15 protein-coding genes and 1 pseudogene are annotated in these 20831 nt (G+C 37.5%); 12 read left to right on the top strand and 4 right to left on the bottom strand.

All coding sequences use genetic code 11. From position 1 onward, the window contains the following. The first annotated feature begins 8 nt into the window (after window positions 1-8). From atpC to WMO42_RS13505, 5 genes are all read left to right on the top strand, one after another. On the top strand, window positions 9-413 hold the full coding sequence (atpC, locus tag WMO42_RS13525) for an ATP synthase F1 subunit epsilon (RefSeq protein ID WP_055173823.1): 405 nt from the start codon (window positions 9-11) through the stop codon (window positions 411-413). Window positions 414-475: 62 nt separating this feature from the next. Further along, window positions 476-1267: a YwmB family TATA-box binding protein gene (locus WMO42_RS13520; RefSeq protein WP_349192569.1), complete on the top strand. Its 792-nt coding sequence runs from the start codon at window positions 476-478 to the stop codon at window positions 1265-1267. 117 nt (window positions 1268-1384) lie between these two features. After that, window positions 1385-2533 (top strand): SAM-dependent methyltransferase, encoded by a 1149-nt coding sequence (locus WMO42_RS13515; protein ID WP_349192567.1) that lies wholly within the window; start codon window positions 1385-1387, stop codon window positions 2531-2533. 13 nt (window positions 2534-2546) lie between these two features. Continuing rightward, window positions 2547-5084 (top strand): hypothetical protein, encoded by a 2538-nt coding sequence (locus WMO42_RS13510; RefSeq protein ID WP_349192565.1) that lies wholly within the window; start codon window positions 2547-2549, stop codon window positions 5082-5084. A 13-nt stretch (window positions 5085-5097) separates the two neighbouring features. Continuing rightward, window positions 5098-7332 carry a PBP1A family penicillin-binding protein gene (locus tag WMO42_RS13505; protein WP_349192563.1) on the top strand — a complete coding sequence of 745 codons (2235 nt, stop codon included), beginning with the start codon at window positions 5098-5100 and terminating at the stop codon, window positions 7330-7332. 137 nt (window positions 7333-7469) lie between these two features. On the opposite strand, the gene WMO42_RS13500 is transcribed toward WMO42_RS13505, so the two are convergent. The 3 genes from WMO42_RS13500 to WMO42_RS13490 all read right to left on the bottom strand — a co-directional run bounded on the left by WMO42_RS13500 (window position 7470) and on the right by WMO42_RS13490 (window position 9876). Further along, window positions 7470-7919, bottom strand: a complete 450-nt coding sequence (locus WMO42_RS13500; RefSeq protein WP_022501440.1) for a hypothetical protein — start codon at window positions 7917-7919, stop codon at window positions 7470-7472. Between the two features lie 130 nt (window positions 7920-8049). After that, the gene (locus tag WMO42_RS13495) at window positions 8050-8781 is read right to left on the bottom strand and encodes a lysophospholipid acyltransferase family protein (protein ID WP_349192560.1); all 732 of its coding nucleotides are present in this window, start codon (window positions 8779-8781) and stop codon (window positions 8050-8052) included. A 39-nt stretch (window positions 8782-8820) separates the two neighbouring features. Beyond that, entirely contained in the window at window positions 8821-9876 is a 1056-nt protein-coding gene (locus WMO42_RS13490; RefSeq protein ID WP_349192559.1) for an FAD:protein FMN transferase, read from the bottom strand. Window positions 9877-10009: 133 nt separating this feature from the next. On the opposite strand from WMO42_RS13490, the gene WMO42_RS13485 reads away from it, so the two are divergent. Next, on the top strand, window positions 10010-11173 hold the full coding sequence (locus WMO42_RS13485; RefSeq protein ID WP_055173834.1) for an FKBP-type peptidyl-prolyl cis-trans isomerase: 1164 nt from the start codon (window positions 10010-10012) through the stop codon (window positions 11171-11173). Window position 11174: 1 nt separating this feature from the next. After that, window positions 11175-12842, top strand: coding sequence for a SulP family inorganic anion transporter (locus WMO42_RS13480; protein WP_349192557.1), 1668 nt, complete (start codon window positions 11175-11177; stop codon window positions 12840-12842). 357 nt (window positions 12843-13199) lie between these two features. On the opposite strand, the gene WMO42_RS13475 is transcribed toward WMO42_RS13480, so the two are convergent. Then, complete coding sequence (locus WMO42_RS13475) at window positions 13200-14039, bottom strand: amidohydrolase family protein (RefSeq protein WP_318255858.1); 840 nt, start codon at window positions 14037-14039, stop codon at window positions 13200-13202. Between the two features lie 425 nt (window positions 14040-14464). On the opposite strand from WMO42_RS13475, the pseudogene WMO42_RS13470 reads away from it, so the two are divergent. From WMO42_RS13470 to WMO42_RS13450, 5 genes and pseudogenes are all read left to right on the top strand, one after another. Next, window positions 14465-14566: pseudogene (locus WMO42_RS13470) on the top strand (AbrB/MazE/SpoVT family DNA-binding domain-containing protein); the annotation flags it as partial. A 338-nt stretch (window positions 14567-14904) separates the two neighbouring features. Beyond that, window positions 14905-15105 (top strand): helix-turn-helix transcriptional regulator, encoded by a 201-nt coding sequence (locus tag WMO42_RS13465; RefSeq protein WP_349192555.1) that lies wholly within the window; start codon window positions 14905-14907, stop codon window positions 15103-15105. Window positions 15106-15219: 114 nt separating this feature from the next. Beyond that, window positions 15220-18489, top strand: coding sequence for a type I restriction-modification system endonuclease (gene hsdR, locus WMO42_RS13460; RefSeq protein WP_349192553.1), 3270 nt, complete (start codon window positions 15220-15222; stop codon window positions 18487-18489). After that, entirely contained in the window at window positions 18486-19916 is a 1431-nt protein-coding gene (locus tag WMO42_RS13455) for an N-6 DNA methylase (RefSeq protein ID WP_349192552.1), read from the top strand. The genes hsdR and WMO42_RS13455 overlap by 4 nt, the downstream gene beginning before the upstream one ends. Then, window positions 19916-20831 (top strand): restriction endonuclease subunit S (locus WMO42_RS13450; RefSeq protein ID WP_349192550.1); only part of this gene is annotated, 916 nt, incomplete at its 3' end. The genes WMO42_RS13455 and WMO42_RS13450, both read left to right, overlap by 1 nt.

The following is a 20831-nucleotide window of genomic DNA, read 5'->3' as shown; positions in this document are numbered from 1 at the left end:
GAATAGATATGGCGGATACAGGTACAATGAAGCTTCTGGTTAATACGCCAGAAAGAGTATTTTTTAATGGTGAAGCCACATTTGTTGAATTAGCTACAAGTGAAGGTGAGATAGGTGTGTATCCACAGCATATCCCACTTACTGCAGTGTTAGTTCCATGTGTGCTGACTATTCACCAGAATGACGGAATTAAGAAGGCGGCTGTACACGGCGGTATTGTTGAAGTCCTTAAGGATAAAGTGACAATATTAGCAGAGATAGCTGAATGGCCTGATGAGATTGACGTCAATCGTGCCAATGATGCCAAGATAAGAGCAGAGAGAAGACTTGCCAGCAAGGACAGTAATCTTGATGTTCCTAGAGCTGAGATGGCATTAAAGAGATCACTTGCACGTTTAGGTGCTGCTGATTAATAATTAAAGTATATACCTTCCATTAACTGGTAATAATGTTATTAGTTAATGGGAGGTTTTTTATGTATAAATGCAGAAAATATAAATTACAGCGGATAGCTGTTACAATAGCGGCTATTCTGTGGATTGTTACAGCAGTGAGAAGCTTTATGGAAAGAAGTATATATGCGGTTAATAATACAGGCAGTGATATTGTTAGTATATTCAGCGAAAATGTGGATAACAATGTCCAATCTGACATAAGTGTGGATACAGAGCTGTCAGATAATTACTTATCTGAGCAGGCAATGTGCCTTATACTTGAGAAAATGGCATCAGAGATAGGAATTAACCGCTATAATATACAGTATTCTGGTAATAACTCTTATGAAAATGTGTATAATAACCGTTATATTTCACGGGAATGTGTATTAACGCAGGATTCTTTATATGGAACAGTAGTTATGGGGATAAAAGCGACAGATGAGGATAAGAACTATGTAAGTATCCACATAAAGCTAGGCAAAGGAGTAACATCAACAACTGCATACAAGGCGAAGCTTGAAAAAATATGCAATATATACGGAATTGATAGTAATGTTAACGTATGTATAACAGGCCAGTGTGATGGTGATAAAAGCATAGAAGAAAGAAATCAGATAACCGGTAACATATTAAGCCAGCTTGGTGCAAAAGAAGCAGAAGCAAGCCGAACTAAGGACTTGTATACAATATATGCCTATGATAAAGACACAGATGGCTATATGTACATTGGAAAGAAAAAGACCAATATTAATATATCAATGAATTATGATGAAACAACAGACAAGACTAATATATATCTGGCGACCCCAATTAACAGAGGGGACTATTAATAAAATTGCAGACTATCAGACCACTACATTTATTGAGATAATAGGCTTATATTAATTGCTACTTGTGTATTGTCCGCAAAGATATTAAAATAGTACAGTAAGCCTAAAATGGAGGTTATGATATTGGATATTACACAATTACTTGATATATGTATTAGCGATAAGCTTATAGATATGGTTATAAGCGGACAGAAGAATAAAAGCGAAGATAAGGCAGTAAAGGTAAGAATAAGACCAGTTATTCTTAAGAATGAGATTGAATACCAGGTGTCTGAATTTGTAGGAAGAAAGGTGTTACATTCTAACCATGGTGCTGCTGATGTAAAGAAGAAGATAATTGATTATATGACAGAGGATTTCAAGCAGGCACAGATTAATATGACTGATGCGGCTGCAACAATACTTTCAAGCAAGAGTAAGACATTGACCTGCAAATATAAAAAAGCAGGACAGTTAAAGGTACAGAGAGATCTGAGCCATAACAGAACCAAGAAATATATAATACAAGAAGGAAAGCCTGTGGCATTTATGATAGACCTTGGTGTTATGGGACAAGATGGTAAGATTATAAGAACAAGATATGATAAGTTCAGACAGATTAACCGTTTTCTTGAATATATAGAAGATATACTTCCAAAGCTTGATAAGGAAAGAGAACTTACAATAATTGATTTTGGCTGTGGAAAGTCTTATCTTACATTTGCTATGTATTACTATCTTAAGGAGCTTAAAGGATATAATATACGAATTATAGGACTTGACCTTAAGGCGGACGTGATAGAACATTGTAACGAACTTAGAACAAGGTATGGTTATGATAAGCTTGATTTCTATGTTGGAGATATAGCAACGTACAAAGATGTGGACAAGGTAGATATGGTGGTCACACTGCACGCCTGTGATACAGCAACGGATTATGCACTTGCCAAGGCAGTTAAGTGGGGGGCGGAGGTTATATTATCAGTGCCTTGCTGCCAGCACGAAGCTAACAGGACAATAAAGAGCGATATATTATCGCCGGTTATGGACTATGGCATATTAAAAGAAAGAATGGCGGCTATAGTAACAGATGCGGCAAGAGCCAAGCTTCTTACAGCTAATGGCTATGATACACAGATATTGGAATTCATAGATATGGAGCATACTCCTAAAAATCTTCTTATAAGGGCAGTTAAGAGTAGTAAAGAAGACATCTCTGCCAGAGAAAAGACTAAAGATATGTTAGAGGCATTGAATTTGGAACTGACAATCGACAAGCTTATATAAGAATGGAGATAATATGAGAAAATCTGATAAAAAGGTAAGTTCTAAGTATCTTGTACTTGGAATAATATTTATAGTTACGATGGTGCTCACATTTTTGTCAATGAGTTTTGAGTCAGTTACACCATCGGCAACAACTATGTCTGCGGCGACAATTCCTGTTATAACTATGCAGTCAGAAGAGGGCAATGAGTTCAATTCATTGCACGGTTTTACACAGGAGATTAATCAGGCACTGATTAATGATAATCTTACTCCAGTGGCAAAGACAAGACAGCTTCCTATTATTATTCACAATTATGGAGCTGAGGTGCAGGAGCTTACATATAAGATAAGAAATCTGTCAGATAACGGACTGATAGAGAATACCAAAGTTACAGAGCTTGTTAATAATGGTGAAACAATTACTGCCACACTGAATATCAAGAATCTTATAGATGATAATACGCAGTATGCTCTTGAGATAATATTAGAGACAAGCACACACGAAGAAATTCACTATTATACAAGAATTATTACAGGTGAAGACTATTCAATAGATGATAAGTTTGCATTTGTGGAGGACTTTAATGCCTGTACATTTAATCAGGACAGATTAAGTGAAATACAGAAGTATATAGAAACTTCGTCTGCTGGCAATAATAATAATTTTGGAAAGGTTAATATCAACAGCACATTAAGCCAGATTGGCTGGGGTGATATGGGACCATATGTAGAAAGCCAGCTTATACCGGTTATTAAGGAGATAAGCAAAGACGTGGCTGTAATAACATTTGATTATAAGATAGGTGCTATTAATGAATATGAATCTTATGACTCTTATAATGTGTATGAATATTACCGTATAAGACAGACTACAAGCGGATTTTATCTGCTTAATTATGAAAGAGAAGCTAACCAGATATTTGACGGTAAAAACGACCTCTTATCAACAGCTAAGATTAATCTTGGAATACAGTCAGGAACAACAGCTGAATTTAATTCTGACGAGAAGGGAACTTATTCATACTTTGTCAATGAAGGTTCTCTGTGGTGCTACAATATTGATACTAATATGTATACAAGAGTATTCTCATTTAACGCCGATGAAACAGATGGCATAAGAGAGAACTATAACCAGCACGGAATAAAGATACTTAATGTAAGTAACGATGGCAACTGCGATTTTATAGTATATGGATATATGAACAGAGGTGAGCATGAGGGCGAGTCGGGCGTATCTTTGTGCAAGTATTCATATGAAGATAATATAGTAGAAGAAAGATTGTATATTCCAATGGATAAGCCATATGACATATTGTCACAGAATGTTGGCCGAATAGCTTATCTTGCTGATGAGAATACATTTTATATATTAATGGACGATACACTGTATTCGATAGATATTGTAAGTAAGGAAGTTATGACAGTAGTGTCTGGGCTTGTGGACGGAACATATGCTGTATCAGAAAATGGAGATGCCATAGCCTACAGTATGAATGGCAGATTATATAGTACAGACTCAATACGAATATTCAATATGAGTACGGACAGCGAGAAGATAATTAAGGCTGACGACAATGAATATATAAGATGTCTGGGATATATTAATGGAGATTTCGTATATGGCATAGCTGATAAAGCTGATATTCTTATAAAAGAGGATGGAAGCAGGACATTTGCAATGTATAGGCTTGAAATAATGGATTCTGATTACAATGTAATAAAGGAATACGAACAGCCGGGTGTATATGTAAGTGATGCTTCGGTAAGTGATATGCGTATCAATCTTACAAGAGTTGTGAAATCAGGTGATGGTGATTATGAAAGTACAAGTATTGACCAGCTTATTAATAAAGATGAGAATAAACAAGAAGATGGACTTACACTGGAAACTATAGTTACAGATAACAGAAAGCAGGAGCTTGCAATTAAGCTTATGAAAGCACTTCCGGCAGGCAGTGTGGAATTCAGGACATCTTCTGAGGTAAGTTATAAGGATAATGCACTGCTGGAGCTTGATAATGATTTTGCCGGTGATGGACGATATTATGTATATGGGTATGGACGTTTTCAGGATAGTACAACCCAGATATCAAAGGCTATAATACTTGCCAATGACACATATGGTTCAGTTAATGATTATAATGCTAACACAATATGGAAGCGTTACAGGAACACCTCAGCACAGATTAAAGGACTTAGTATAATTGATGCGGGTTCATCTCTTAGAACGGCATTACAGACAGTGGCTTCCTATGCAGGTGCACAGTTTGATATTAATGCTTATATACAGGATAAAACGGCTGACGAGATATTAAGCCTTATTCCAGGTGTTGCAGGACTTAGTGTGAAGTCAGTAACAGTCGATAAAATGCTCAATTTTATTGATAATGGCTGTCCGGTTATAGGCAAGAGCGGAAGTGAGTCATATGTAATAATTACAGGTTATGATTCTAAAAATGTAACATATATAGATACTGCTTCTAATTCAACGGTAACAGTTGCATTAACTGATGCCAGCAAGATGTTTAACCAGTGGGAAAATGTATTTATAACATATTACAAGAATTAAAGAGGATATGCAGATGGCTAAATCAACTAAGAAAAGAAAGAAAAGACAGAGCAAAAAGATAAAGATTATAAAAATTATAATACTATCAATAATACTTATTCTTCTTATAGCGGGCGGCATATATGCAGGACCTAAGATTGTAACAGTAATTCAGCTTGCGAATGATGCTAAGAGAATAGCAGATGAAAGTACAATAGATACATTTAAAGATGGAAAGACGACTATAATATACGATACTAATGGTGAACAGTTATGTACTATGAAAGCTTCTAAGGATATGTACTATATCCAGATGAGTGATATACCAAAGACACTTGCAAATTCATTTGTTGTAATGGAAGACAGGGACTTTTACAACCACTCAGGAATTGATATTAAGGCGATTATAAGGGCGGTTATAATCAACAGCCGTAATGATACGATAGTTCAGGGAGCGAGTACAATTACACAGCAGCTTGCCAAAAATGTATTTTTAAGCCAGGAGGTTACATGGGAGAGAAAGGTTAAGGAGATATTCTTAGCACAACATCTGGAAAAGAAATACAGCAAGGACCAGATTTTGGAATTCTATCTTAACAACATATATTTCAGTAATGGATACTATGGAATAGAAGCTGCGGCAAGAGGATATTTTGGCAAATCAGCCTCAGAGCTTTCAGTATCACAGCAGGCATTTATTGCGGCTATACCTAATAACCCTACCAAGTATAATCCGTTGACTAATTATGATGCGACAATTACAAGAAGAAATCTCATTTTAAAAGAACTTCGTGATGCAGATTATATAGATTCAATGACTTATAATACAGCGATTGCTGAGGAGATAACAATAACAGGACAGAAAGCTGCTAATAAGAACAGCTCGGTTGAAACCTATGCAAGGCATTGTGCAACGGAAGAACTTATGAAATATTACGGTTTTACAATGCGTAATAACTTTGATACAGAAGATGAATATAATACATATGAGGAACTGTACCAGCAGTATTACTCATCATGCCAGCAGATGCTTATTAATGGTGGATATACAATATATACAAGCATAGATCCGGATATACAAGCTTCACTTCAGGAGTCCATAGATAATAATCTTTCATCATTTAAGAAGGTGTCAGATGACGGAATATATGAATTACAGGGTGCAGCGACATGCATTGATAATAGCACAGGAAATGTAGTTGCAATTGTAGGTTCAAGGTCACAGGATGATATTGATGGATATACACTTAACAGGGCATACCAGAGCTATAGACAGCCCGGAAGCTGTATTAAGCCTGTGATTGTATATGTGCCATATCTACAGCTTGGTAATAATCCAGACACAATAGTTAATGATGAAAGGATAGATGGTGGTCCATCTAACGCAGACGGCACATATTCTGGACAGATGACACTTAGAACAGCAGTAAGCAAATCTAAGAATACTGTTGCATGGAAGATATACAGGGACGATATAACACCTAAGGCTGGTATTGGTTTTCTTCTTAATATGGGCTTCCATAAAATATGGATGGATAAATCAACCAATGCTGCGGCACTTGGAGGCTTTACTTATGGCGTATCGACAGAGGAGATGGCTGGTGCATATGCAACAATCGTCAATGATGGTGAATACAGACAGCCAACCTGTGTTGAGAAGATACTTAACACATCAGGAAAAGCGATTGTAGATACCTCTAAGAGAGGTTCAAGAGTATATGATACTAATTCATGCAGAATGATGACAGATATGCTCCGTACTGTGGTAACAAGCGGAACAGGTGTTGGGGCAGAACCATCTAATGCAATTGTAGCTGGTAAGACAGGTACAACCAATTCTAATAAGGATGCGTGGTTCTGTGGATACAGCCAGTATTATACAACAGCTATATGGATGGGATATGATTATCCTAAGACATTAAGCTCAGTTAAGACTCTGGCTATATTTAAGGATTTTATGTATGATATACATAAAGATAAGAAAAAGGTAGAATTCAAGACGGCAAATGGTTCTTATACGAAGAAGAACCAGACTGAAACTGAGACACAGAGCCAGACAGAAGAACAGACAACAACACAGCAGGAAACTACTACTGTAACTCCAACGACAAAGGCGGCAACGACAACACAGCAGGCTACTACTAAAGCACAGACGCCAACGACACAGCAGGCTGCTACTAAGACACAGCAGACAAAGGAACAAAAGACTGGAGAGTGGGAAGCACCTACTAAGGAAGATGCACCTGCACAGAATATAAGTCCGTATTAATTAATCATAAGGTCTAAATAAAAAATCACGGTCAGGTGTGTTATTAACAATACCTGACCGTGATTATTATATTTAATATATTAAATGTTATTAACATTCATTAATATATTAATAATTGCCTTTGTTTAATTTCAGGCTTAATTCTTCTTTAACTTCTTAAATAAGCCTTTCTTAGCTTTCTTTTCTTCAACAACTATCTTGCCACCGCGAACTGACTTAATTCCTGTGATGTAGATACCACTTACCTCAGCCTTAACTTCCGCCTTGATAGGTATCTGGTCGTATACCTTAGGATCAGCCATAAGTGTCATAACCTTAGGACCAATCTTAGCTTTAACTACAGGAACTTTGCTTCTCTGAAGATACTTAGGTGTCTGTTCAAGAACAATCTTTGGAAGTCCTGCTTCTTTAAGTTTCATTTTCTTCTTGTCTATAATCAACATAGACATAATCTGTTTAGCGGCATCAATCTGTGCCTGGTTCTCTGTCTGCTTCTTACGAAGCTTGTTACCAACAATAATAAGAGCTATTAAAGCAACAACGAGGATTGCTATAATAACTAATAAAACTATCGACCATACTGGCATATAAGTTCTCCTCCTGTATAATATACAAATAATTCACAATTCAAACTGAATTCGCAAAGTCCATTATATCACGGAATATAAATAATGAAAAGAATAATATATTGAAAATGCGTAAGAAAATGTGTAATGCTTACACAAGATTCTGGTTTTTCTCATAAGTAGAAAGTATAATATCGTGTATATATGCTGCTACATTTTTCTTCTCATCAGGTGACATTAATGACATATCTACCGGCGTTCCGAATTCAATAACAGTGTGGGCTTTCTTAAGGAAAGGCTTCTGGTCTTCAAATATTGCAGAAGTATTATTCTGTGTTACAGGAATAATAAGACTGTGTGATTTCTCAGCAAGCTTAAAGCTTCCGGCGTGGAATTCCATAACCCCCTCACCCTTGTTACGTGTTCCCTCAGGGAAAATAACTAAAGAGGTGCCGTCTTTAATATATTCAATTCCAGAAAGTATTGATTTGAGGGCTTCCCTTGTGTTCTGTCTGTCGAGTAAAAGACAGCGGATATTACGCATCCATACACGAAGTATAGGTACTTTTGCCATCTCCTTTTTGGCAACATAAGCCGCTCTTGTCTTTATATAAGTATAAGAAATAATTACATCAAAGAAACCACGATGATTACCTACAAATAATACAGGCTTGTCTGTTGGAATGTTCTCAACACCAATAGCAGTCGTCTTAGTTCCACATACGAACAATATAAGCCTGAACATAAAGCGTGCAACCGCATTAGAAGCTTTCTCCTTAACAACAGGGTTCTTCTTTCCGATAAGCCATAAGATAGGAAGTGCAATTAAGCTGAATACTGCAAATATAAGCAATAACAGCACTACGATAATAAGTCGAATCATATAATCCTCATTTCTACAGATAATAATCTGTCGTAATAATTAATTAATATACGCTTTCGCGTTGTCTGAATAATATTTAGAACCATCATTAGTCATAAATACAGCCTCAATGCCTTCAAGCGAATTAATGAGTTTCATACCGTCATCAAGTCCTAATACAAAGCAGGTTGTGCTAAGACAGTCGCCAACCGTTGACTCACTTGAAATAATAGTCACATCACATAAGTTGTTGTCATAAGGGTAGCCAGTGGCTGGATTTAATATATGGTGGTAAAATGTACCGTCATCTGAATAGAAGTATCTTTCATATGTTCCAGATGATACAACCGAATAATCATTAATATGAAGTACTTCCATATATTCGCCGGTTTCAGTAAATGGCTTCTTTACCGCAATATTGAAATCTGAGCCGTTACGCTTCTGACCTATACATAATACATTGCCGCCAAGATTAATGATAGCACGTTCGACGCCATTATCAATAAGATAAGCTTTAATCTTATCGGCAATGTAGCCCTTGGCAATCGCACCAAGGTCAAGACAGTATCCGTCAGGTATGGATATGTGATGAGTGCCGTCATTGTCGGTGCTTAATGAAACCTTGGTATAATCGACATATGCAAGTGCATCTGCTATGGCAGAACTGTCAGGTACATCTGGGGTATCAGTATTAAAATCCCATAAACGTGACACGCTTCCTATTGTAATATCAAAAGTACCATAGGATAGCTGGCTGTAGTAAAGCCCAAGTTCAATAAGCTCGTAGAGTTCATCACTTATAGCAGTTGTCTGCTGGGTGTTGACTTTATAAAGCTCACTTGTTTCAAGGGTCCTTGAGAAAATGTGTTCGTAATAATCACACAGGCCAAGAGCATCGGATAATACATTTTTATTGACATTAGTATAAGAGTCAATCTGTACATAAGTATTAAGCTTGTAATCAGTTACGCTTATAGGCGAACTCAGAGCAAGCTTCTTACTGTTACAGCCCGTCAGTGCTGACAGCATACAGTTTATAATAACAATACATAGAACTAAAGAAGCTGTCCGATGTCTTAGATGTGCAGGTTTTTGCAAAATTACTAAATTATTCATATTACTCCTTAAATAAGTTATACATATGTATAAAGTATATCAAATATTGAAAAAAATGTGAATTCACTTTTATTTTGTATTGGATTATGTTATAACAAATAAAGTGTCAAAAATAAAGAAATGAGGATATTTTATGAAAAAGAAATTAGTAAGCCTTATGTTAGTGGCAGCTATGACAGCTTCACTTACAGCATGTGGCTCTAAAAAGACAGAAGAACCAACTTCTACAGTACATAAGAGCATAACAGCTGCAGAATATGATGCTGCTATTACATCAGATGCAGCAATTTATAAAAAAGCATTTACAATGCCTGAGTACAAAGGAATTCAGGTAACAGTTGATAAGTCAGTACTCAATGTTGCAGAAAGTGACGTTGACGATTATATCAATAAGAATATAGTATCAGCGGAAGCTACAACAGAGAATGTTACAAGTGGTGTAACAGCTGATGGGGATACAGTTATACTTGATTATTCAGGTAAGCTTGATGGCGAGGCATTCTCAGGTGGTACAGCAACAGATACTACATATACAATAGGTTCAGGTAACTTTATATCAGACCTTGATAAAGGACTTGTAGGACTTACAGTAGGCCAGGAATATGATATTCCTTGTACTTTCCCAGATAATTACACATCAGACCTTGCAGGTAAGAGTGTAATATTCACAGTAAAGGTTACAGCAATCCAGAAGACAACTTACCCAGAGATAACAGATGAATGGGTAGTTAATAACAAAGAAAGTCTTAATCTTTCAGGTGATACAGTTGCAGATTTCAGGGAAGAAGTAAGAAAGATAGTAGAAGCTAATGCTAATGATACTTATCTTAATAACACATTTACATCAGCATACCAGATTATAAGCGAGAATATCGGAGATGTTAATTATCCACAGGATGAAATAGATTCATTGGTAGAAGTACTTAATACTAATATTGAGAGTGAATTTAACACTTATGGTTCATACTATGGCATATCAGATTTAGATACATATAAGAAATCAGTATATGGATTTGATTCAATTGACGCATTTAATGAATATGCTACATCATCTGCACAGCAGTATCTTTTACAGAAAATGATAGTAACCATTATTGCCGCAGATAATGATATTCATGTGTCAGAAGATGAAATTAACTCATATGGTAACGATTTAGCTCAGTATTATGGTTACGATGACTTCAATGCAATTGTAGATGCAGTCGGCAGTGAAGTTGTATCAGAGATAGGTTATGAAATACTTTATCAGAAAGTTGTAGAATTTGAGTGCAGCCAGATTACAGAGGTAGAACAGTAAAATGAATGAATTGGTACCAAAGATATTTGATGTAATGAAGACATATTCCAAGGACCAGTTAGTAAAGGATATAGTGGCAGGGATTATTGTTGCGATAATAGCCCTGCCATTATCCATTGCACTGGCACTTGCATCAGGAGTAAGCCCGGAGCAGGGTATATATACAGCAATATTTGCTGGATTTGTTATTTCCTTCTTAGGAGGAAGCAGGGTTCAGATAGCTGGACCTACAGCAGCATTTGCTACAATAGTAGCTGGTATAGTTGCGAAAAATGGTATGGATGGACTTATAGTTGCTACAATTATGGCAGGTATAATACTTGTTATTATGGGGCTTCTTAAGTTCGGTAACCTTATAAGATTTATTCCTTATACAATAACTACAGGTTTTACATTTGGTATTGCTGTGACTATTGTTATAGGACAGATTAAAGATTTTCTTGGCCTTACTTATCCGGCAGGAACTGCTACAGTTGAAACTATGGATAAGTTAAAGGCGATAATTGCCAATATAGGAACATTTAATATAAAAGCATTAATAGTTGGTGCGGTATCACTTGCAATTCTTATTATATGGCCTAAGTTCAAGTCTCTTGATAAAATTCCACCATCACTTATTGCGGTTATAGTATCAGTTCTTATGGTTAAATTCATCGGACCATTAAAAGATGTCAATACAATCGGAAGTCTGTATACAATAAAGAAAGGACTTCCAGGAGTGTCAGTACCATCAGTTAATATGGATATGATACTTACACTTCTTCCAGATGCTCTTACAATAGCGGTTCTTGCAGGAATAGAGAGTCTGCTTTCGTGTGTAGTATCAGATGGAATGATAGGTTCAAGACATAAGCCTAATATGGAGCTTGTTGCACAGGGAGCAGGTAATATCGTATCCGCACTTTTCGGTGGTATTCCAGCGACAGGCGCTATTGCAAGAACAGCGGCTAATGTCAAGAATGGTGGACGTACACCTATAGCAGGTATGGTTCACTCAGTTACACTTCTTATTGTGCTTGTGGTGCTTATGCCATATGCGGCCTGGATACCAATGCCAGCCATTGCGGCAATTTTATTTATTGTTGCATACAATATGAGTGGCTGGAGAGAGATGGTTAATCTTGTTAAGCACTCACCAAAGTCAGATACATTAGTATTACTTACAACTATGGTGCTTACAGTTGTATTTGACCTTGTTGTGGCTATAGAAGTAGGTATTGTTATGTCTGCACTTCTTTTCCTGAAGAGAATGGCAGACGTAACAGAAGTAAGAAGCTGGAAATATATCGGGGAAAATATTGATGAGAATAACGACCCTGAGAGTATTAATTTAAAGAAAGTTCCTGATAAGACTTTAGTATACGAAATAATCGGACCAATGTTCTTTGCGGCAGCGGATAAGTTTATGGATATACATATGGAGTCAGATGTAAAAGTAGTTATAATCAGAATGCGTGGTGTTCCAGCTATGGATATATCAGCATTGCGTTCGCTTAAGAATATACACAATGTATGTAAGAAGCGTGGTATAACTATGGTATTATCCCACGTCCAGGAACAGCCTAAGTCTATGATGGAGAAGGCTGGATTTGCGGCAGAAGTTGGAGAAGATAACTTCTGTGCTAATATTGATGCGGCGTTGGCATATGCACAGGAGATAGTGGGGTAAGAGCGGCAAGAGCGGAGCTGGCAGACGGACGGATGGACGGCGAAAGGCGGGACAGCCCCCTGCCGTGTGGAACTGCGGATAAGACAATTGGATATTACCGGGTGTTTCCGAGGGAGTGTTGTGGCGGTGGACGCACACGCTCATATTCGGCATCCTGCCTCAGTATTCGCTTGACCAGACCTCGTGTCTGGTCATTGCTGTTTATGGGGGCGGAAACACTGGTAATATCACAATTCTCTTATAATGCAGTGCCACGCGGCAGGGGGCTGTCCTGCTTTTCGCCTGTTCGTTGCCAGTTCGTGCGGGGCGGGGCGGGCAATGCGCTGTGCTGTTGCCCTTGTGGAAGGAGAAAAATGGTTATGGTGTATTTGTCAGGAAACTGCCGAGCAGTGTGGCGGCGTTGCTGCCTTCAATCGCGGTGAGTTCGTCCGGGGTGAGACCGCTTGTCCTTAGGAGGTGGAGGGACTCGGACTGGTCGGACCAGGGGCTGTCTGTTCCAAAGAGAATGTGGTCAGAGCCATGTGTGCGGACCATCTGGACGAATTTCTCTTTGGAGAGGAAGTTGTTGTCCGGAGTGCTTTTTAAGACAAGTGCAGTGTCGAGCCATACATTTGGTGTTCCAATTAGCTGGTCACATACTTCGTCATACATAGACCAGCCACCCATATGGGCTAATACAAGTTTGTGTGGTGGGACTTCTTTTATCATATTGGCAAGACGTTCGACACTTGCCTCATCACAGTTAGGAAAGCTTATGTCCATACCGCAGTGGATAGATACAATAAGGTCGTTGTCGTTTGCACATTCTATTATTCTAAGACATCTTGGGTCATCTATATTGGTGCGCTGGAATACAGGGTGAAGCTTAATTCCTGGAACACCAGCTTTGGCAAGGTCACTTATTATAGTCTTGTAGTCATCATTATCAGGATGAATTGTACCAAATGATATTATTCCAGTAGATTTAAAGGATTTATTAGTTTCTATGGCTATTTTGTTGATAGTCGTATGCTGTGACGGCTTTGTTGCTATAGGCAGTAAGACAGAGTAATCAATGCCAGCTTTTTTCATAGAAGCTTTGATAGAGTCTACACGTCCATCCAGATAATTAGGTATACCGCCGCTTTGAGCAAGTCGTCCTACGGCACGGTCCGCAATGTCATCAGGAAAGCTGTGAGTATGAAAATCTATAATCATAAATATCCTCATTTCTGCGCCCCAGTTATAAGTATAGCGTGTCGGGTGCGCATAACACTAATTCATATTTTTACCATTTAAGAACGCATTTAAACATTTAATAATTAAATGATAACATAATAAAAGGAGCAGGTCAAAACGCACAGAACAACCTGCCTATATGGATTTCGTGTTGCATATTATGTGGAAAAACCACAGATAATTATTGTATTATACTAGGTGGTTTATATGCTGGCAATATGGATATAGTCAGTAAAAGAGAAGAATGGCAGAATTTAGATGACCAGCCTTTTTAAAATGTATAATTTTTCACAATTTTCACATACTACCCATACAACGCAATATATGGAAAATAGTTCGATAAACCATTGAATGAGCATAGAGAAACAGCGTGTATGGATTATGTTGAAAATAAGGAGGATTGTATGAAAGCCACTGGAATTGTTCGTCGTATAGATGATTTAGGAAGAATTGTAATACCAAAGGAGATAAGAAGAACATTAAGAATAAGGGAAACTGACCCGCTATTGACAACATTGACACAGTGCCGAAATGCTGATAAACAGGGCGTTTGTGAGAATTCAAAGGTGCCGGATAATGAGAATAGGGCACTGGCGGAGGAGAGAATCAGACAGGTAAAAAGAGAATTGTTTGTTGGGGGAATGATTGGACTGGCAGAGAGAGTGGGGAAAGGATGAAGGTGGTATTATGGCACCGGTCGGAGAAATCTGACCGGTGTTTTTGCATTCAAATAAATTGAAAATTGCAAATTGAAATGTTCAATTTGTAATTGTGAAAGAATAGAAATGGTGGTATACTGAGATATAGTTAGACATTTCGTGTTAGGTATTCTTGGAGGATAACGATGACAGTTAATTACGATAAGTTGTGGAACATATTAAATGAGCGTGGAATGATGAAAACGGAGCTTATAAAAGAGGCAAAGATAAGCACAAATGCTATGGCAAAGTTGGGCAAAAATGAAGATGTCCGAGTTGCAGTATTGGCAAAGATTTGTGTGGCGCTAGGGTGTAAGTTGGATGATATTGTAGAGATAGAGTCCTGATAATGGGACAGGGTTTGTGAGAAGATTTTATATGGGATAGTGGAATTTTTGTTTACTTGAACTTCCGATAATACAAAATTATGAGAAGTTTAAAGATGCGTGAAGGAGGTAGCGATGGTTTCAAATTTTGATTTTTTGAAGAAAGATTTTCCGGTTCTTTCAAATTTTGGAGAAATGGCTGAGAAATATTGTTACTCTGATTCAAATTCATGTTTAATGAAGTTGGGTATGATTGGAGAAACTATTGTAAATTTAATGTTTACATATGATAGAATTGCATTTCCACATGATAACACAGCAGTTGCACGTATAGACACATTAAGTAGAGAAGGGTTACTTACAAGTGACTTAGTTACTATTTTGCATGGTCTTAGAAAGGTAAGAAATAAAGCAGTACATGAAAATTATGCTTCGATAGCAGATGACAAAACATTTTTGCCGATGGCACACAGTCTCTGCGAATGGTTTATGCAGACCTATGGAGATTGGAACTATTCTCATAAAGATTTTGTCATGCCGGAAGAAAATACAGTATCAGTTACAGTTGATAAAGAGGCTGAAGAGAAAAAGGAATCAGAGCTCACAAAGTTAGCAGAACAAACGGCAGCAGCGGCTCCGATTGTTGAACAGACAGAGCGTAAGAAGCAAGCTTATAAAGCAGCCAATCAAAGACCAAAAACAGAAGCGGAAACTCGTTTCTTGATTGATGAACAATTACGAATGGTAGGATGGGATGCAGATACCGAAAATCTGCGCTACTCCAAGGGAACTCGTCCTACAAAAGGTAGAAATCTCGCAATCGCTGAATATCCTACGAATTCTAAAGTGGGAAATAGGGGATATACAGATTATGCACTTTTTGTAGGAGAGAAATTAGTTGGTATTATCGAAGCAAAAGCTATTCATAAGGATATCCCTTCTGTTATTGATTATCAGGGAAAAGACTATCCTAGATGTATTCGAAAAGAAGATGAAAAATACGTTATAGATACATGGGGGGAATTTAAAGTTCCTTTTACCTTTGCAACAAACGGAAGACCATATCTTGAGCAGTACAAAACAAAATCCGGTATCTGGTTTTTGGATTTAAGAAAACCAGATAATTCACCGATGCCATTGCGGGGTTGGATGAGTCCTGACGGAATGGAAGAATTGCTTGCTGCGGATATAGAAGGTAAGAATAAGAATCTGAAGGAAATGTCATATGACCTTTTGACAGATAAAGACGGACTGAATTTGAGACCTTATCAGCTGAACGCAATCAAGGCGGCAGAGGAGGCTGTTATTAACGGAAAGCAAACCGCATTATTAGCAATGGCTACCGGTACAGGTAAAACAAGAACTGTATTAGGTATGATTTACCGCTTCCTTAAGACAGAGAGATTTCGTCGCATCTTGTTTTTGGTAGACCGTACAGCATTAGGAGAACAGGCTCAGGATGTTTTCGAAGAAGTAAAAATGGAAGATCTCCTCACGCTTGATGATATTTATAATATTAAAGGTTTAGAAGACAAAACAATTGATAAGGAGACTCGTATCCACATTTCGACTGTTCAGGGAATGGTTAAGCGAATTATGTACAATGATGGTGAAACCATGCCTGCTGTTTCAGATTATGATTTGCTCATAATAGATGAAGCACACCGCGGATACATCCTAGACAAAGAAATGGGAGAAGATGAGGCTCTTTATAGAGACCAAAGAGAATATCAGAGTAAGTATAGGTCAGTTATAGAATATTTTAATGCTGTGAAAATTGCACTTACAGCAACACCGGCATTACAGACTACAGAAATCTTTGGAGAACCGGTTTTTAAATATACCTACCGTGAGGCTGTTATTGAGGGATATTTGGTAGATCATGATGCACCTCATGAGTTAAAGACTAAATTAAATACAGAAGGTATTCATTATAAAAAGGGTGATGCGGTTACAATATATGACCCAATCACCGGAGAAATCGAAAATAGTGAGTTGATAGAGGATGAACTGGATTTTGATGTAGATTCATTTAATAAGCAGGTTATAGTAGAATCCTTTAATAGAACGGTTTTGGAAGAAATAGCAAAAAATATAGATCCGGAATCTCCGAGGGAACAGGGGAAAACATTGATTTATGCTGTTAATGATGACCATGCAGATATGATTGTATCAATACTTAAGGATATTTACACAGAATATGGTGTTGATAATGATGCAATTATGAAGATTACTGGCAGTGTAGCCAACGGAAATAAAAAGAAAATACAAGAGGCAATAAAGCGTTTCAAAAATGAAGATTATCCATCCATTGTTGTCACGGTTGATTTGTTGACAACGGGTATTGATGTACCTTCGATTTCAACGTTAGTGTTTATGCGCCGTGTTAAATCACGTATTTTGTTTGAGCAGATGTTGGGACGTGCTACACGTTTGTGCAAAGAGATTCACAAGACACATTTTGATATTTATGACCCTGTTGGTGTTTACGATGCTTTAGAGGATGTCAATACAATGAAACCAGTAGTAGCAAATCCAAGCACATCATTTACACAGTTATTAGATGGTTTAGAGGAATTGAATGATGAAGCACAGGTAAAGAATCAGATTAATCAGGTAATTGCAAAGCTACAGCGTAAAAAGAAAAATATTGATGCAAAAACGATGGAGCATTTCATTGATATGTCAGGAGGAATGGATCCGACACAGTTTGTAGTTGATATTCAAAAACGCAGTCCGGAAGATGCTAAAAAGAGATTGTTGGCATATTACGATTTATTTCGTATGCTTCAGGAAAGTAAGCCAAATGGTGGACGACCTGTTGTTATTTCTGATAAACAAGATACTTTTATCGAAGAGAGAAGGGGTTACGGAAATAAAGATGCCCGCCCAGAAGATTACATAGATGCATTCTCAAGCTATATTCAAAATAATATCAATGAGATTGCAGCATTAAAAATTATCTGTACAAAGCCGTGTGAACTTACCAGGGATAGCTTGAAGTCCCTGATGCTTACGTTGGATAGAGAGGGATATACAACACAGCAATTAAATACGGCAATATCACAATTGTCAAATGAGGAAATGGCAGCAGATATTATAAGCTTGATTCGCAGATATGCTATAGGTTCAGTGCTTATCAGCCATGAGGCAAGAATTAGAAAGGCTGTGGATCGATTGCGAAAAGCACATTCTTTTACTATGCAGGAACAAAATTGGATTAAGAGAATGGAAGATTATTTGCTGAATGAATGGGTATTGAATATTACAGTATTCGATGAGGACAGTCGTTTTAAATCGCAGGGTGGGTTCACCAAGATAAATAAAATATTTAGTGACAAATTAGAAAGTGTCGTTTTAGAACTCAATGAGTATCTATATGATGATGGAGGAAGAACTGCATGACAACACAAGAAATCGTATCAAAACTTTGGAATCTCTGTAATGTATTAAGAGATGATGGAATTACCTATCATCAGTATGTAACTGAGCTTACATATATTCTGTTTCTTAAAATGGCAAAGGAAACCGGTGCAGAGAAGCAGATACCGGAAGGTTATCGTTGGGATGTATTAAAATCAAAAAGTGGTGTTGAATTAAAGAAATTTTACAAAGAATTGCTGAATCATCTGGGAGAAAACTGTACAGGACACGTAAGAGAGATTTATCAGGGTTCCGCAACTAATATTGAGGAGCCGAAGAACCTCGAAAAAATTATTACGACGATTGATGGACTTGATTGGTTTTCAGCTCGTGAAGAGGGATTGGGCAATCTTTATGAGGGATTATTGGAGAAAAATGCGAATGAAAAGAAATCCGGAGCAGGTCAGTATTTTACTCCTAGAGTTCTTATTGATGTGATGACAAGATTAATGAAACCACAGCCGGGAGAACGCTGTAATGATCCAGCTTGCGGAACGTTTGGATTCATGATTTCTGCAAGCCAGTATGTGAGAGAGAATACAGACGATTTATTCCAATTAGATGCGGATACTGCAAAATTCGAAAGAGAAGAGGCATTTACCGGCTGTGAGCTTGTGCATGATACACATAGGCTTGCATTGATGAATGCAATGCTACATGATATTGAAGGTGAAATAAAGCTGGCAGATACTTTGTCTAATGCTGGAAAAGAAATGAAAGGATATGATGTAGTATTAACGAATCCGCCTTTTGGAACCAAGAAGGGTGGAGAACGTGCTACAAGAGACGACTTTACATTCCCAACAAGCAATAAGCAGCTCAATTTCCTGCAGCATATTTACAGAAGCTTGAATACAGATGGAAAAGCAAGAGCAGCAGTTGTATTGCCGGATAATGTTTTATTTGCAGATGGAGATGGCGAAAAAATCCGTAAAGACCTTATGGAAAAATGTAACCTGCATACAATCCTTAGACTGCCTACCGGTATTTTCTATGCCCAGGGAGTAAAGACAAACGTATTGTTCTTTACGAGAGGTAAAACGGACAAGGCGAATACTAAAGAAGTTTGGATATATGACCTTAGAAATGACATGCCATCATTTGGAAAGACAAATCCTTTGAAGAAAGAAGATTTTGATGACTTTGTTGCTTGCTATGCGGATGGTGATTTGTCAGCACGTAAAGAAACATATAGTGAAGAAAATCCGAATGGAAGATGGAGAAAATTCACATATGATGAAATTTTAGCAAGGGATAAAACAAGTCTTGATATTACATGGATGAAGAGTGATTCGGGGACAGATGATTACACTCTTGCAGAATTGTTAGAACAAATAAAGGAAAAATCCTCCAACATATCTAAGGCAGTTGCGGAATTGGAAGCACTTATAGGAGAGGTGGAAGAATAATGGATACAAAAGCATTACGACAAAAAATTCTTGGCCTTGCTATTCGCGGTAAATTAGTTCCACAGGATCCAAACGATGAACCAGCATCCGTATTGCTGGAGCGTATCAGGGCTGAAAAACAACAGATGGTCAAGGATGGCAAGTTAAAACCTAAGGATATTAAGAATGATACCATTATCTTTGTTGGTGAGGATAATTTACATTATGAGAAGTTTCAAGATGGTAGCGTAAAATGTATTGAAGATGAGATACCTTTTGATGTGCCGGAAGGGTGGGAATGGTGTAGATTAACGGAGATTACTTTTGAAATCTTTGCTGGTGGAGATAAGCCTGAAAATTACTCCAAGACACAAACAGATGAGTTTTCCATTCCTATATTTGCTAATGGCGCCGAAAATGATGGTCTGTATGGTTTTACCAATAAAGCAAGAGTAAATAAATCTGCAATTACCGTCTCTGCAAGAGGAACTATTGGCTTTTGCTGTATTAGGCACATGCCCTTTGTACCAATAGTGAGGTTAATTACTATTGTTCCTGCTGAGGGGATAAATATTGAATATTTGAGAATTGTATTCCAAGCACTAATTGAAACAGGGGAAGGCTCAAGTATTCCACAGCTTACTGTGCCTGGAATAAAGCCTAAATTAATTCCGATACCACCATATTCAGAACAGACAAGAATATCCAACAAATTGATAGAAACAGAAAAAATTGTTTCAGCTGTTGAACTTAACCAAGAATCAGTAGTCAACTATATTAAGTTGGCAAAAGCAAAAATCCTCGACCTTGCAATTAGAGGTCAACTTGTTCCACAAGACCCTAATGATGAACCTGCTTTGGTTCTGCTTGAACGCATTCGGGCAGAGAAAGAGGAACTCATAAAAGCGGGTAAAATCAAGCGTGATAAGAAGGAAT

Source organism: Lachnospira sp. CLA-JM-H23 (assembly GCF_040096425.1).
Lineage (GTDB): Bacteria > Bacillota > Clostridia > Lachnospirales > Lachnospiraceae > Lachnospira > Lachnospira rogosae.
The sequence above is the reverse complement of the archived record's forward strand: the minus strand, read 5'-3'. Positions and strand labels throughout refer to the sequence as shown.